General features: G+C 63.3%; 13 protein-coding genes. 8 read left to right on the top strand and 5 right to left on the bottom strand.

Annotated elements, in window-relative coordinates; all coding sequences use genetic code 11:
* Positions 1–195: 195 nt before the first annotated feature.
* Together B9A15_RS14595 and B9A15_RS14590 are read right to left on the bottom strand one after the other, a co-directional pair.
* Complete coding sequence (locus B9A15_RS14595; protein WP_084411047.1) at positions 196–753, bottom strand: CoA-binding protein; 558 nt, start codon at positions 751–753, stop codon at positions 196–198.
* Positions 750–1,574, bottom strand: a complete 825-nt coding sequence (locus tag B9A15_RS14590) for an enoyl-CoA hydratase (protein WP_084411017.1) — start codon at positions 1,572–1,574, stop codon at positions 750–752. Before B9A15_RS14590 ends, B9A15_RS14595 begins: the two co-directional genes overlap by 4 nt.
* Positions 1,575–1,669: 95 nt before the next feature.
* Between B9A15_RS14590 and B9A15_RS14585 the strand changes: the two genes are divergently transcribed.
* The 4 genes from B9A15_RS14585 to B9A15_RS14570 all read left to right on the top strand — a co-directional run bounded on the left by B9A15_RS14585 (position 1,670) and on the right by B9A15_RS14570 (position 4,166).
* On the top strand, positions 1,670–2,113 hold the full coding sequence (locus B9A15_RS14585; RefSeq protein WP_084411015.1) for a PaaI family thioesterase: 444 nt from the start codon (positions 1,670–1,672) through the stop codon (positions 2,111–2,113).
* 212 nt (positions 2,114–2,325) lie between these two features.
* The gene (rplM, locus tag B9A15_RS14580) at positions 2,326–2,790 is read left to right on the top strand and encodes a 50S ribosomal protein L13 (RefSeq protein ID WP_084411045.1); all 465 of its coding nucleotides are present in this window, start codon (positions 2,326–2,328) and stop codon (positions 2,788–2,790) included.
* A complete protein-coding gene (rpsI, locus tag B9A15_RS14575; protein WP_084411013.1) occupies positions 2,790–3,266 on the top strand; it encodes a 30S ribosomal protein S9 in 477 nt (158 codons plus the stop codon). Before rplM ends, rpsI begins: the two co-directional genes overlap by 1 nt.
* 387 nt (positions 3,267–3,653) lie before the next feature.
* Positions 3,654–4,166, top strand: a complete 513-nt coding sequence (locus B9A15_RS14570; protein ID WP_139798403.1) for a hypothetical protein — start codon at positions 3,654–3,656, stop codon at positions 4,164–4,166.
* Positions 4,167–4,284: 118 nt separating this feature from the next.
* Here B9A15_RS14570 and B9A15_RS14565 read toward each other — a convergent pair whose 3' ends face one another.
* Positions 4,285–5,985, bottom strand: a complete 1,701-nt coding sequence (locus B9A15_RS14565; protein ID WP_084411009.1) for a mechanosensitive ion channel family protein — start codon at positions 5,983–5,985, stop codon at positions 4,285–4,287.
* Positions 5,986–6,119: 134 nt separating this feature from the next.
* On the opposite strand from B9A15_RS14565, the gene B9A15_RS14560 reads away from it, so the two are divergent.
* The 3 genes from B9A15_RS14560 to B9A15_RS14550 all read left to right on the top strand — a co-directional run bounded on the left by B9A15_RS14560 (position 6,120) and on the right by B9A15_RS14550 (position 11,356).
* Positions 6,120–8,648, top strand: coding sequence for a ligase-associated DNA damage response DEXH box helicase (locus B9A15_RS14560; protein WP_084411043.1), 2,529 nt, complete (start codon positions 6,120–6,122; stop codon positions 8,646–8,648).
* Between the two features lie 264 nt (positions 8,649–8,912).
* Positions 8,913–9,422 (top strand): putative pterin-binding protein, encoded by a 510-nt coding sequence (locus tag B9A15_RS14555; RefSeq protein WP_084411007.1) that lies wholly within the window; start codon positions 8,913–8,915, stop codon positions 9,420–9,422.
* A complete protein-coding gene (locus B9A15_RS14550; protein WP_084411005.1) occupies positions 9,422–11,356 on the top strand; it encodes a putative bifunctional diguanylate cyclase/phosphodiesterase in 1,935 nt (644 codons plus the stop codon). Before B9A15_RS14555 ends, B9A15_RS14550 begins: the two co-directional genes overlap by 1 nt.
* Before the next feature lie 305 nt (positions 11,357–11,661).
* On the opposite strand, the gene cobT is transcribed toward B9A15_RS14550, so the two are convergent.
* On the bottom strand, positions 11,662–12,684 hold the full coding sequence (gene cobT, locus B9A15_RS14545; protein WP_084411003.1) for a nicotinate-nucleotide--dimethylbenzimidazole phosphoribosyltransferase: 1,023 nt from the start codon (positions 12,682–12,684) through the stop codon (positions 11,662–11,664).
* 93 nt (positions 12,685–12,777) lie between these two features.
* Positions 12,778–13,293 (bottom strand): MarR family winged helix-turn-helix transcriptional regulator, encoded by a 516-nt coding sequence (locus tag B9A15_RS14540; protein ID WP_084411001.1) that lies wholly within the window; start codon positions 13,291–13,293, stop codon positions 12,778–12,780.
* A 97-nt stretch (positions 13,294–13,390) separates the two neighbouring features.
* Here B9A15_RS14540 and B9A15_RS14535 point away from each other — a divergent pair, with 97 nt between their 5' ends.
* Positions 13,391–14,257, top strand: a complete 867-nt coding sequence (locus B9A15_RS14535; RefSeq protein ID WP_210190526.1) for an EamA family transporter — start codon at positions 13,391–13,393, stop codon at positions 14,255–14,257.
* Positions 14,258–14,260 lie beyond the last annotated feature (3 nt).

Below are 14,260 nucleotides of genomic sequence, written 5' to 3'. Positions count from 1 at the left end.
GAAAGTCGCAATCATCGCCGTCGCCAGAAAGCTTCTCACCGTCCTCAACGCCATGCAGAGAGACAAAAAGGCCTTCGCATGAACACAGTTGCCATGCCAAACCATTTCCCCGCACCCACAAGCGCTTGCGGCTGATCTCGCGTCCATCCTCCGCCCTCCAGCCGCTTCAATGAGGACATCCGGTCAAGAGAGGCGCTACTCCGCCCGGCTCCGATTGAGCCCGAAGCTCTGAAACCCCTTGCCGAGAACCGGCTTCTTCGAGGACAGGACCCGGGAATTGACCCCGTTCCAGCCGATCTCGCCGGAGAGCCGCCCATATTCGATCTTCGGGCAGCGATCCATGATCACCGTCATGCCGGCCGCCTCGGCGCGGGCCGCCGCTTCGTCATGGCGCACGGTCAGTTGAAGCCAGAGCACTTTCGGCAGCGGGTTAAGCGCCAGCACCTCGTCGACGATACCGGGAACGGCTGGCGAGCCGCGAAAGACGTCGACCATGTCGATCGGGGCCGGAACGCTCGCCAGATCGGCGAAGACCTCGCGCCCCAAGATCGACTGGCCCGCGAGCCCGGGATTGACCGGATAGACGTCGAAGCCCTTGGCGAGAAGATATTTGAGGACAAAGAAGGACGGGCGCACCTCCTTGGCGCTCGCCCCGATCAGCGCGATCGTCCTCACCTCTGACAGGATGCGGCGAATGAGCGTGTCGGAATAGACGAGCGGAGCCGCTCCGTCGCCGGTGCTCACAGCGCTCATCGGCCCGACCATTTGGGTTTGCGCTTTTCGAGGAAGGCGCCGATTCCCTCCTCGGCGTCCGTCTCCATCATGTTCTCCACCATCACCCGCGCGGCATAGTCATAGGCGTCGGACAGGCCCATCTCGGCCTGTTCGTAGAAGGCCTTCTTGCCGATCCGGACGGTCGTCTTCGATTTCGAGGCGATGGTGGTCGCATATCTGCCGACAACGGTGCCGAGATATTCAGGCGGCACGACGCGGTTGACGAGACCGAATTCGCGGGCCGAGCGCGCATCGATCCGCTCGCCCGTCAGAAGCATTTCCATCGCGTGCTTCGGGCTCAAATTGCGCGACAGCGCGACCATAGGCGTCGAGCAGAACAGGCCGATATGGACGCCCGGCGTCTGAAACTGGGCTTCTTCCGAGGCGATCGCCAGATCGCAGCTCGCCACGAGCTGGCAGCCGGCGGCGGTCGCGATGCCGTTCACCTCGGCGATCACCGGCTGGGGCAGACGCACGATGGCCTGCATCAGCTCGGCGCACAGACGCATGGTCTTTTCGAAAAAGGCGCGGCCACCATCGGCGTCGGCGCGATGGGCGGTCAGTTCCTTCAGATCATGGCCGGCGGAGAAAGTCTTGCCATGGGCGGCCAGGACGACCACGCGGCAGTCGGGATCGGCCCCGGCATCGCGAAGGGCGGCGAGCAAGGCCTCCATCACGGCGATGGAAAGCGCATTGGCCGGCGGGTTGGACAGGGCGATCCGCGTGATGCCAGGCGCCGTCTGGATATCGAGGGGGTGGGGGCTGCGCGCATCGGTGGACAGTTCGACGATATCGGCCATGAAAGCGGGAATCTCTTGCCATTTGAATGAAGTGCCCGACAGTGGCCCGACGCGCGAAGAGGCGCAAGGACCGCAGTCTGGATTGGGGGACGACCATGCAGCCGATCATGACCACCGAAGAGCTCAACGCCTTCCTCGCCTCGCATTTTCCGCAGGTCTCCGGCCCCCAGGATGGGATGAGCGTCACGCAAATCGGCGCAGGTCATGCGACTCTCCGGCTCGAGGCCACGGACAAGCATCTGCGGCCCGGCGGCACGGTTTCCGGCCCTTCGATGTTTCTCCTCGCCGACGTCGCGGCCTATGTGGCGATCCTTGCCCATATCGGCCCCGTGGCCCTCGCGGTGACGACCAATATGACCATCAATTTCATGCGCAAGCCCGAACCCGGCCCACTTCTCGGCAAGGCAAGTCTTCTGAAACTCGGCAAACGCCTTGCCGTCTGCGAGATCGCCCTTGTCAGTGAGCGGGAAGCGGAGCGAGAGGGCGAGGCCGAGCTTGCGGCCCATGCGGTGGCCACCTATTCGATCCCACCACGCTGATCGAGGAGATGGTTGCGGTATCATAATACCAAAGCGCTTTGATCCCCTGCCCTGCAGGCGTTTCAGCGGACGGAACTTCGCATCTTTGGCGTTGACAAGCCCCGCCTCTGCCCGTATGTCAGCCCCCACGAAGCGCGGCCGATGGGCCGCTTTTTGTTATGGCGGGCCGGGCATCGGTCGGCCAGACCATCACGAACACTTGGGACGAACCCATGAAGACTTTCTCTCAGAAGGTGGAGACGGTCGAGAAGAAGTGGATTCTTATCGACGCCGAAGGTCTCGTCGTCGGCCGCCTCGCCTCGATCGTTGCTCTGCGCCTGCGCGGCAAGCACAAAGCGACCTTCACACCCCATGTCGACGACGGTGACAACATCATCATCGTCAACGCCGACAAGATCGTTCTGACCGGCAAGAAGTACCAGAACAAGACCTATTACTGGCACACCGGCTATGCCGGCGGCATCAAGGAGCGCAAGGCGCGCGAGATTCTCGAGGGGCGCTTTCCCGAGCGCGTCGTCGAGAAGGCCGTCGAGCGCATGCTGCCGCGCGGCCCGCTCGGCCGTCGCCAGCTGAAGAATCTGCGCGTCTATGCCGGTGCCGAGCATCCGCATGAAGCCCAGCAGCCCGAGACGCTCGACGTCCGTGCGATGAACTCCAAGAATGCGAGGGCCGCATAATGTCTCAGCTCTCTTCCCTCGAAGACCTCGGCACCGCCGATGTCGGGGTTCAGCCGGAGGCTCCGGTCCACGTCCAGAAGCTCGATCAGTACGGCCGCGCCTATGCCACCGGCAAGCGCAAGGATGCCGTCGCGCGCGTCTGGGTGAAGCCGGGTTCGGGCAAAATCATCGTCAACGACAAGGACTTCACGGCCTATTTCGCCCGTCCGGTCCTGCAGATGGTGCTTCGTCAGCCGATCGTCGCGACCGACCGTGACGGCCAGTTCGACATCATCGCCACGGTTGCCGGCGGCGGCCTCTCCGGCCAGGCCGGCGCGGTTCGCCACGGCATCTCCAAGGCGCTGACCTATTACGAGCCGGGCCTGCGCTCCATCCTCAAGAAGGGTGGCTTCCTGACCCGCGACTCGCGTACCGTCGAGCGTAAGAAGTACGGCCGCGCCAAGGCCCGCCGTTCGTTCCAGTTCTCCAAGCGCTAAGGCGTTTGGCAGTTTCAGCCGACAGGAAAGGCCGCCGGAGCGATCCGGCGGCCTTTTTCGTTTATCGGCGGGCCGTCTCTGCCGCTTTGATAAGATGATGTTGAAATCGCCGGCCCTAACGTGCCCGAACACGCGAACGGCCGGCCATATTGGTACCGTCCCTCGAAAAGAATCACATTTTCGATTCCATCATTTAGACCATGAGCTTCGAACCAGCGCGCCTCTTCACTTCGCAGACCAGCGCGCGGGCTAATTCGACGCCGAGGCCGAGAAAGCAAACGCGCCGCGATGCGGTCAACAGCACGATCTGACAACGCGCCTGTGAGACCCAAACGCACGCTACTCGCGGCATTCGTTCTGCCGCTCCTCATGACCGGCTGCTCCGACATGCCGGATCCGAGCCGAATTCCAAAACTTCCCGTCGAGATCAGCCAAAGCCTCGTCGTCGCAAGAGGTTCAACTTGGCGTCGCGAATCGACACTCCGCGTCCTCTGTGGCGCAGATCACTCGGTGCGCCTCCTTGTCTTGACGCGACTTCCTTATCAGGTCGACCGTTCATATCTTCCGGTCACGGGTAGAAATGCCGTCATGTTTGTCGGCAATGGCCGCGACCGGACCGATTTCAAGATGGACGTCTTCGCGAACGGCGTCGATGACCGATCGTTTTTCGTTCGCAATCGATTCACGGATAAATTCTACCCAGAAACGCTCATTTCGGCCCCGTTGAGCGAGCTTCAGATCAGTCAAGTTGCGCAATCACTCGAACCATCCGTTCGAGTGATCATCAGTGTCATCGAGACCGGCACATTCATGAAGGGTACCGAAACGGGAACGGCCCTGGCTCAATTTGCCGAGGCCTGCACCACCGCGGATGACAACGTGACGCCGCAACGAATGTGACGATCGAGCTCGGCCCGACTTTCGTCTGTTGCGCCGGCGACAGGAGAACGGCATCGATCTCAGAGTTGATGTCGTCCGAATTCAGGCCTTAAACGAAGCCGGCGGTGACGCCTTGCCCTCACCCCGCCCGATCGAACTCCCCGATCAGCATCTCCCGCTCGCGGGGCAGATAGGCCGGGCGGTTCGGCTCCTTGCCGGCCTTGGCTTCGAGCCTTGCGGCTTCCTTCAGCATCGCCTCGCGAAGGCGGCAGGCGATCGCCCAGCCGGTGGAGGGGTCCGGCCCGTCGGCCATGAACCAGACCTCCATGCCCTCGGCCGAATGGCCGGTCACCTGGACTTTGGCCGATTCCTTGTCGGTGATGTCCTCATCGGCCTCGACGAAGCGCTGGAAGGCCTCGCGCAACGCGTCGATATCGGCCCGGTGATCGAGGCGAAGCGCGACGATCTTGGTCAGTTGCGGGTCCTGCTTCGTCCAGTTCTCAAACGTCTCGGATACGAATTGGGCGACCGGCACCATCAGGCGGCGATTGTCCCAGCTTCTGAGCTGAAGATAGGTGAAATTGATCTTCTCCACCGTACACCAATCCCCATGCCAGAGCACGGCATCGCCGATCCGCGCCGTCTTGGCGATGGCGATCTGGAGGCTTGCCATGATGTCGGAGAGAACCGTGCGGGCGGCGAAGGCGAAGATCAGGCCGAGGACGCCGGCCGAGGCGAGGAGCGAAAAGCCGAGGGTCGAGGCGATCTTGGTCTGGATCAGGACTAGGGCCGCGCCGACCACGAAGGCCAGCATGATCGCCACGCGCCGCGCCGCCGAGATATTGGTGTAGAGGTCGCGCGTATCCTTCTGGTGTTCCTCGGTCAGCTCCTCGATGTTTTCGCGCACGAGCCGGTCGAGAACGGCATCGACGACGCGCACCGCGATCAGCGCCAGTGCGACGACGAAGAGCAGCGACTGGAGGGGCGCGAGGATGCGGCTGATTGGGCCGGAAAAGGTAAAGGCAAAGGTCTTGATCAGCGAGAAGGTGCCGACAAAGGCCATCAGCGCGATCGGCGTCTGGACGGCGTCGAGTGCGGTGCGAACGATGCGATAGGGCTGGCGCCGCTTGATCCGACCCACCATCGAATAGCTCAAATATGCCGCGCCTAGGGCTAGAAGGACGACGAGCGGGATGGCGATCACCTCCCACCAGGCCAGCGTCCAGAAGGCGTGATGTTGGAGAAATCCGGGCAATGAGCTTTCGAAGGCGCTCGGCCCGTAGATTTCGTGAAGAGCTGGAATATTGGCGACGGTCGCCTCGGAGAACACCCAGGCTGGCGCGCCATTGTCGGGTTTGATCCGCGAAATGCGGATTTCGACGGGCCGCTCGGGCAGGTCCAGAATAGCCAGGCGGAAATTGCGACGCGGCTCGCCCGCCATGGGATTGTCGCTCGAAGCGGTCGCGTCCAGACCGTCGGGGCGGTCGGGCAGACCCGACCAGTCCATCCACATGCCCCGCTGCATCACCTCATAGAGATTTTCGGCCAGAACCGGACCCATCTTCGCCTGAAGCTCCGGCGCGATGCCGGACAGATCGAGCGCATGAGCCGCCGTCTCCCAGTCTTTGGCTTCCGCCGCGATGGTGAAGGTCTCCATGAGCCCGCGCGGCGTGTCGCGATCGACGAAGCCGGCGGCCTCGGGCAGGCCTTGATTGAGCGAGGCGGCCTGAAACCAGCGAGTCGATGGCTCGCTCGACGATTGGGCGGCGGCCGGCACGAGCGCCGCGAACAGAATGGGCAGAAGGAGGACAAAGCCAGTGATAAGGCGAAGGGGCCGCATTGCCGCTCCTGTCGTCGGGGACCATCTTCAGGTTCGTGAGCCCGGGGCGGATAAAGAGTCGACCGGCCCTGCTCGCTAAGTCATGTTGAGGAGTTTTTCCCAATGTCCAATGCGAGGCGATCAAGCTTTTGAATTTGAAAGCAAAATTTGGCTCTGGCGAGAATGATGCCGCCGGCGCCTTCTTGCCGGACCGCTTTCTCGCTTGGTTCGCCGGCCACGGCTGGGCGCCCCGTCCCCACCAGATCGATCTTCTCGGTCGCTCCCAAGCCGGGGCTTCGGTGCTCCTCATTGCGCCCACGGGCGCCGGTAAGACCCTGGCCGGCTTCCTGCCGAGCCTCGTCGATCTTTCGATACGCGAGCCGCACAAGCCCGGCACGCGTCCGCGTGGCATCCACACGCTTTACATCTCGCCTTTGAAGGCGCTCGCGACCGACATTCGCCGCAATCTGGAACGCCCAGTCGCCGAGATGGGTCTTCCCGTCACGCTCGAGACGCGCACCGGAGATACCAGCCAGGTCAAGCGCCAGCGCCAGAAGCTGAAGCCACCGGATATCCTCCTGACGACGCCTGAGCAGCTGGCGCTTCTGATTGCGGCGAAAGATGCCCGCGATTTCTTCGCAGACCTCAAATATGTGGTCTTCGACGAGCTCCACGCCCTCGTCACGTCGAAGCGCGGCCATCTGCTGGCGCTGGGCCTCGCCCGTCTTCAAACGCTCGCGCCGGGCCTGAAGACCGTCGGCCTGTCGGCGACCGTGTCGGAGCCGGCCGAACTCTGCCGCTGGCTCGTGCCGCAACGGCCGGGCGCGACGCTTCAGGCCGATCTCATCGAGGTGGCGGGCGGAGCCAAGCCGGATATTGCCATCCTCAAATCCCAGGAGCGCATTCCCTGGCAGGGGCATACCTGCCTTTATGCGATGCCGGAGATTTACGAGGCGATCAAGGCGCACAAGACGACGCTGCTCTTCGTCAATACGCGCTTCCAGGCCGAGCTGCTCTTTCAAGAACTCTGGAAGATCAATGAGGAGACACTGCCGATCGCCCTGCATCACGGCTCGCTCGACGTTCAGCAGCGCCGGCGCGTCGAGGCGGCGATGTCGGAGAACAAGCTTCGCGCGGTCGTCGCCACCTCCACGCTCGATCTCGGCATCGACTGGGGAGACGTCGATCTCGTCGTCCATGTGGGAGCGCCGAAGGGCGCCTCGCGCCTTGCCCAGCGCATCGGCCGAGCAAATCACCGGATGGACGAGCCCTCCAAGGCGATCCTCGTGCCCTCCAACCGCTTCGAGGTGATGGAGTGCCAGGCCGCGCTCAACGCCAATTATCTCGGCGCGCAGGACACGCCCCCCTTGCGCGAAGGCGCACTTGACGTCCTCGCCCAGCACGTTCTCGGCATGGCTGTGGCCGAGCCCTTCGAGCCTCAAGCGCTCTTTGACGAGATCGTTTCGGCCGCCCCTTATGCGGATCTGTCCTGGGAGACCTTCGAGGAGATCATCGATTTCGTCGCGACCGGCGGCTACGCGCTGAGGGTCTATGAGCGCTACGCCAAGATTCGCAAGACCGAGGACGGCACCTTCCGCATCACCCATCCGCAGATCGGACAAATCTATCGGATGAATGCGGGCACCATCATCGAGGCTGAAGCGCTCGATGTCCGGCTCCTGCGCAAGAAGACCAAGGCCTCGATGGCCCGGGGCGGGTTCGTCCTTGGCAAGATCGAGGAGGATTTTCTGGAAACGCTGACCATCGGCGACACCTTCCTCTTCGGCGGCGAGGTCTTGCGCTTCGAAGGGATCGCCGAGACCAGTTGCTTCGTCACCCGCGCGCCGGGCGACGATCCCAAGGTGCCCTATTGGGGCGGCTCGAAATTTCCGCTTACCACCTTCCTTGCGGCCGAGGTACGGCGCATGCTCTCCGATCCCGAGCGCTGGGGCGAACTCCCGCCGCAGGTCGGCGAATGGCTGGAAATCCAGGCTCTGAGATCGATCATTCCCGGCCCGAACGACCTTCTGGTGGAGACCTTTCCGCGCGGCAATCTCTTCTACATGGTGATCTACCCGTTCGAGGGGCGCCTCGCCCATCAAACCCTCGGCATGTTGTTGACGCGACGGCTGGAACGGGCCCGCGCCAAGCCGCTTGGCTTTGTCGCGACCGATTACGCCCTGTCGATCTGGGGCCGGGCCGATATGGGCGCGATGATCGCGGACGGGCGTCTGTCGCTCGACGATCTCTTCGACGAGGACATGCTGGGCGACGATCTGGAAGCCTGGATGGGCGATTCCTGGCTCCTAAAGCGCACCTTTCGCCAATGCGCGGTGATCTCGCAGCTGACGCCGAAGAAGCATCCCGGTCGAGAAAAGACCGGACGCCAGGTCACCGTCTCGACCGACCTCGTCTATGACGTCCTCAGGGCCCACGAGCCGGGTCACATCCTCCTCAAGGCGACCTGGGCGGATGCGGCGACGGGGCTGCTCGACGTTGCCCGCGTGTCGGACCTCCTGGCCCGTATCAAGCACCACATCGTCCACAAGGCGCTTGCCCGCGTCTCGCCCCTGGCCGTGCCCGTCATGCTCGAAATCGGCCGCGAGCGCGTAGAGGGCGAGGCGCGCGACGAGGGGCTCGCGGCAGCCGCACAAGCCGCCCTCATCGACGAAGCCTTGGGATGAACAGGCTGACAGCGCATCCGTCGACAATCATCTTCCAGTAGCACTTCACTTCCCCAAAGGTGAAAATCCTTTAACTCGGGTAAAGTGATTGCCAAGATGACCTGACTCTATCGAATTCGAGCATTTCGCATCAGTCTTGCCCTGTATTTTGCCATGGTGAGGCAACAAAGGCGACGTTTGGACGATCGTGTTCTTCGCTTTTGCAGATTCTTAATCGCGGGTTCTTAGAAATAACGCATGCAGTCGAACAGAGGAGCACCGATTATGCGCCTTGCCATGATGAACCGCCGCGCCGTGATGGGGCTTCTCGCCGGAAGCCTCCTGCCGAGCGTCGGTATCGCCCGCATGGCGCAGGCGCAACCGCATCCAGATCCGATGACCCTGACGATCCGAGGGCCCGGACCCGGCATCCGAACCTTTCGACAGGCCGATCTCGCTCGCCTGCCCCAGCGCCGAATCGTTACCACCACGCCATGGCATCCCGAGCCGACGAGCTTCGAGGGCCCCGATCTGGATGCAGTCCTCGGCCGAGGGGATGGTGACGATCTGGACTGCACGCTGATCGCCCTCAATGACTATGCCGCCGCCGTTTCCACCCAGTTCTTTCGGGAGAGCAACGGCATTCTCGCGATCAAGGAGAACGATGCGTTCCTGACCCTCGACAACAAGGGACCGGTCTTCGTCATCTTTCCCTTCTCCGAACGCGCCGACTTGCAGATCCAGGCCGCTTATGCGCGCTGCGTCTGGCAACTCGTCGAAATTGAAGTTGCGTGATGCAGTCCCGTCGGTTTTCCAGGCTGATCCGAGATCCCTTTCTGGCTTTGATCCTGCTGACATCCGGGATCATCGCCACGGAAGCCACGGTCAATCTCGTCCTCGTCCAGCGCTATCAGCATGATCTGATCGAAGTCTCGTCCTATGACGTGGCCTTCGACTTCAACCGCGCGCAGATCGAGCTGATGCGTCTGCGCGACGTTCTGGTGGACGACAGCTTCGGTGACTCACGGATCAGGAGCGAGATCGCGATCATCAAGACGCGTCTGACGACCTTGCCCACAGAAATCGGAAGCGACGATTTCGCACCGGCCAAGGCCGCTAAGGCCAAGCTTCAGACGGGGCTGGCGGCGATCGAGGCGGCGACCCTGTCGCCCAATCCGCAGGACCGGGCCGAAGCCGCCGCGCTTGCCGAGCATCTGGCCAGCAGTTTCGGGCGCGCGGCGACCATTGCCAACGTCAAGCAGGGCGATGTCGTGGAGGAACAGCGCCAGCGGCTGACCCGGTCGCTCGCCCATATCGAGCTCCTGACCTACGCCCTGGGCGTGCTCGGCCTCATCATGATGGTGTTCCTGCTCAAATATCGGCGCCGCCTGACACGACGCGCGGCGACGGACGCCCTGACGGGACTGCCGAACCGGACCGCACTCAAGGAATTGATTGAAACCGGCCTGTCCGACGAGGCGATCGCCGTCGCCATGATCGATGTCGACAGGTTCAAGGAGATCAACGACAATCATGGCCATTCGGCGGGCGATGCGGTCCTGCGTCTGATCGCGAACTGCATGCGCAGGGTCCTCGGCCCGCAGGAATATGCGATCCGGATCGGCGGCGACGAATTCGCCTTGATCGCGCTGGGGGAGGACGCCGACCGGCGCGTTCTCGAACGCTGTCAGGCGATCGAGACGCTGTTTCGGGACCGATGCCTCTATCATCCCGATCGCGCGACGGCCTCGCTCTCCATCGGCATCGCCAGCGCGAAGTCCCAGAGCGAGCGGCAGATCGACGAGCTTCTGGTCGATGCCGATGTCGCCATGTATTCGGCCAAGTCCGAGGGCCGCGCGCAGATCGCCTTCGCGACGGAAGAGTTCCTCAAGGACGCAGCCATGCAAAAGCGCCTCCAGCGCGATCTCGCCTATGCGATCGAGGACGAACAGCTGCATGTGGCCTTCCAGCCGATCATCGATCTGTCGACCGGCTCCATCGCCTATTTCGAGAGCCTTTTGCGATGGACCCATCCGCAGTTCGGACCGATCCGGCCCGACAATTTCATCGCGCTTGCCGAAGCCAGCGGCGATATCATTCCGATCGGCCGCTTCGTTCTGCGCGAGGCGCTGGCCAATCTGCGCCATTGGCCCGAGTCGATCGGCGTGACGGTGAATGTGTCCGCGCTTCAGCTCGGCGACGACATGCTTGTGAGCCAGGTCGGCCAGCTTCTCGAAACCCATGAAATCGATCCGGCGCGCCTGACGCTCGAAATCACCGAAAGCGTTCTCGTGCGCAATGTACACTCCGAGAAGATCGTCAACGAATTCCAGGCCATGGGTGTGGCTGTCGCGCTCGACGATTTCGGAACCGGCTATGCGTCGATGGGCTATCTGCGTGACCATACCTTCGAGAAGATCAAGATCGACAAGTCCTTCGTCTCGGCCATGACCAAACCGGGAAATTCCCGGGCGATCGTCAGGGCCATCTGCAATCTCGGCCGCGATCTCGGCGCCCTGATCGTGGCGGAAGGAATCGAGAGCGAAGCCGATCTCGCCACCACGCGAGCCGCAGGCTGCACCCATGGGCAGGGCTATCTCTTCGCCAAGCCGATGCCGTCCGCTGATGTCGTGACCTTCATTCGCACTTGGCAGCGTGAAACCCACGCCGAGCGGCGAGCCGCTCACGCCGCCCCGAAGGTTCCCGCAACGAAGCGGAAGGTCGCTTAGAGTAAAACCGGCGGACATGTGAAAGCATCGCTTTCGAATGTTCGCTGGCAGCCAGAACGGCGTCTGAGCGCTTCGCCGGACATGGCTTGACCCGAGGGGTCAATTCGTTCGTCCGGTAGTACCACTCGAGCGCCCGGCGAAAAAGTCGGGCCGGTCCTTTTTGCGCCACCCGGCGCGGCATCAAGGCAATCGAGAGCATGGGACGATGCCGATTGATCGCCTGACTGTCTTAGCCGGGTGATGCCGGCGAACCTCTCGAAAGCGATGCTTTTAATGATCCGCCAGTAAGTGGGGGCGAGGGGTCGTCAGTCTGGAGCGCGCTGGGAGACGGCGGCTTCCGCGAAGGTCGCCATGCCCGTATGGCAGGAGACGGCTGCCTTGACGATCCCGGCCGCGAGCGCCGCACCCGTTCCCTCGCCGAGCCGCATGCCAAGCGCCAGAAGCGGCACTTTGCCCATATGTTCGAGGGCGCGGATATGGCCCGGCTCGGCCGAGACATGGCCAAACAGGCAGTGATCGAGCGCGCGCGGATCCATGGCGAAGAGAACCGCCGCGGCGGCCGTCGCGACATAGCCATCGATGATGACCGGCACCCGCTGCATGCGCCCTGCCAGGATCGCGCCGGCCATGGCGGCGATCTCCCGGCCACCCAGCCGGCGCAAGACTTCGAGCGGATCCTTCAGATGGCTGCCATGAAGGGTCAACGCTTCGTCGACGACCTGAGCCTTCAGCGCCACGCCCTTGGCGTCATGGCCGGTTCCAGGCCCCACCCAGTCGGCGCCGGTCCCGCCGAAAAGGCCGGCAAAGACAGCGGCACCGATAGTGGTGTTACCAATGCCCATCTCGCCGAGGCAGAGGAGATCGGGCTCGCCGGCCAGAACCTCCATGCCGAAGGCCATGGTCGCCGCGCAGGTGCGCTCGTCCATCGCCGCATCCTCGCTGATATCGGCCGTTGGATAGTCGAGAGCGAGATCGTAGACCTTCAGCCCCAGATCGTATGTCGCGCAGATCTGATTGATCGCCGCACCGCCGGCCGCGAAATTCGCCACCATCTGCTGGGTGACCTCGGAGGGGAAAGGCGAGACGCCCCGCTTGGTCACGCCGTGGGTGCCGGCGAAAACGGCGACGAGCGGGCGCGTGATGGCAGGCTTGCGGCCTTGCCATGCGGCCACCCATTCCGACAGATCCTCGAGCCGGCCGAGAGAGCCGTCCGGCTTGGTGAGATCGCCCTCGCGATGGCGCTTGTCATGGACGGCCCGCCCGTCGGGGCCCGGCATCCGGGAGACCAGGTCGCGAATGTCGTCGAAGGGAAGACCGGTGGTGGACATGAGGGCTCTTTCCAGGCTGTGGGCGTTCGGCGCTGTGGGCGTCTCCATAAGCGATTCGTGTGCCGCTTGCGAAGCGATCCTTGGCCGCGCCGCTTAACCTTTGTCGCTTGCGTCCCCACGGCCCGTTTCAAAAGAGGCGAGCCAGTCCCGCAAAGCGGCATCGAGACCATCCCGCAAAGCCGGAGACAAGCCGGCGATCAAGCGATGCTGATTGGCGACATGCTCGCTCACGACCCGGTCGACCAGTTCGAACCCCGCTGGCGTCAGCGCCACGAGGAAACCGCGCCCGTCCTGCGGATCGCGCCGGCGCTCGATGAGACCGGCTTCTTCCAACCGGTCGAGCCGATTGGTCATGGTGCCCGACGTCACCATGGTCGTGGCGATCAGAGCTGACGGGCTGAGGCTGTAGGGCTCGCCGGACCGGCGCAAGGTCGCGAGCACATCGAAGCCGGCGGAGGTCAGGCCATGAGCCTTGAAGGGGCGGGCGATTGCTTCGCTGAGCTCGTCGTTGAGCCGCTTCAGACGGCCGAATGTACCCATCGGACCGACATCGAGATCGGGTCGCTCACGGTTCCATTGGACGAGGATGGCATCGACATGATCGGGCATGGGGAGACGGTATGGCCGGGATAACTTGACGTCAAGACAAAATCCATTTATCTCGACGTCAAGATAACTGGAGGCTCTCATTTCCCGAACGACCGACATGGCTCTGGCCGCCTGCGCGCCTGCGATTTGGGGATCGACCTATATCGTCACCTCGCAAATGTTGCCGGACGGCTACCCCCTTACCGACGCCTGCCTTCGCGCCCTGCCGGCCGGCCTCCTGCTGATGGCGGTGACACGCCGCGTCCCGCCTCTCGATTGGATCGGCAAGCTCCTTGTCCTTGGCGCACTCAACTTCGCCATCTTCTGGGCAGCCCTCTTCGTCTCCGCCTATCGCCTTCCCGGCGGGCTCGCGGCGACCCTGGGCGCGGTGCAACCGCTCATCGTCCTGCTTTTCGCCCATGCCGCCCTCGGCTCGCCGCTCACACGACGGGGCCTTGCCGCCGCAACGGCCGGTATTGGCGGCGTCGGGCTTCTCGTCCTTGGTCCGCGCGCCGAACTCGACCCGATCGGGGTCGCCGCAGCCCTGTGCGGCGCTCTGTCCATGGCCTGCGGCGTGGTCCTGACCCGCAAATGGCAGCCGCCAGTCTCCACTCTCACCTTTTGTGCTTGGCAGCTGACGGCGGGCGGGCTACTGCTCCTACCGGCCGCGCTTCTCGCCGAGCCCGCCCTGCCGCAGCTGACCGCCGTGAACATGGCAGGCTTCGTCTGGCTGGGCCTCATCGGCGCCGCCCTCACCTATTTTCTCTGGTTTCGCGGCATCGAACGTCTCGGCCCCTCTGCGGTTACCGGCTTCGGATTTCTCAGTCCGCTGACGGCGGTGCTTCTCGGCTGGCTCGTCCTCGGCGAGTCTTTGACTGGACCGCAACTGGTCGGAGCCGTCGTCGTCGTGACCTGCGTGGTGATTGCCAGCCGGGCAGGTCCCCAACAGGGTCGGGCAACAAGCCGCACAGGATATCGGGCATAGACA

This window comes from Fulvimarina manganoxydans, from assembly GCF_900176465.1.
GTDB classification, from domain to species: Bacteria; Pseudomonadota; Alphaproteobacteria; order Rhizobiales; family Rhizobiaceae; genus Fulvimarina; species Fulvimarina manganoxydans.
Note: the sequence above shows the minus strand (reverse complement) of the source record. Positions and strands in the feature narration are given on the sequence as shown.

What these genes read in the sequence shown, in the direction of transcription:
- B9A15_RS14585 (WP_084411015.1), top strand. Translation starts at nt 1,670, where the DNA reads ATGCAGCCGATCATGACCACCGAAGAGCTCAACGCCTTCCTCGCCTCG.
- rpsI (WP_084411013.1), top strand. Translation starts at nt 2,790, where the DNA reads ATGTCTCAGCTCTCTTCCCTCGAAGACCTCGGCACCGCCGATGTCGGG.
- rplM (WP_084411045.1), top strand. Translation starts at nt 2,326, where the DNA reads ATGAAGACTTTCTCTCAGAAGGTGGAGACGGTCGAGAAGAAGTGGATT.
- B9A15_RS14540 (WP_084411001.1), bottom strand. Translation starts at nt 13,293, where the DNA reads ATGCCCGATCATGTCGATGCCATCCTCGTCCAATGGAACCGTGAGCGA.
- B9A15_RS14550 (WP_084411005.1), top strand. Translation starts at nt 9,422, where the DNA reads ATGCAGTCCCGTCGGTTTTCCAGGCTGATCCGAGATCCCTTTCTGGCT.
- B9A15_RS14570 (WP_139798403.1), top strand. Translation starts at nt 3,654, where the DNA reads ATGCCGGATCCGAGCCGAATTCCAAAACTTCCCGTCGAGATCAGCCAA.
- B9A15_RS14555 (WP_084411007.1), top strand. Translation starts at nt 8,913, where the DNA reads ATGCGCCTTGCCATGATGAACCGCCGCGCCGTGATGGGGCTTCTCGCC.
- B9A15_RS14535 (WP_210190526.1), top strand. Translation starts at nt 13,391, where the DNA reads ATGGCTCTGGCCGCCTGCGCGCCTGCGATTTGGGGATCGACCTATATC.
- B9A15_RS14565 (WP_084411009.1), bottom strand. Translation starts at nt 5,985, where the DNA reads ATGCGGCCCCTTCGCCTTATCACTGGCTTTGTCCTCCTTCTGCCCATT.
- B9A15_RS14590 (WP_084411017.1), bottom strand. Translation starts at nt 1,574, where the DNA reads ATGGCCGATATCGTCGAACTGTCCACCGATGCGCGCAGCCCCCACCCC.
- cobT (WP_084411003.1), bottom strand. Translation starts at nt 12,684, where the DNA reads ATGTCCACCACCGGTCTTCCCTTCGACGACATTCGCGACCTGGTCTCC.
- B9A15_RS14595 (WP_084411047.1), bottom strand. Translation starts at nt 753, where the DNA reads ATGAGCGCTGTGAGCACCGGCGACGGAGCGGCTCCGCTCGTCTATTCC.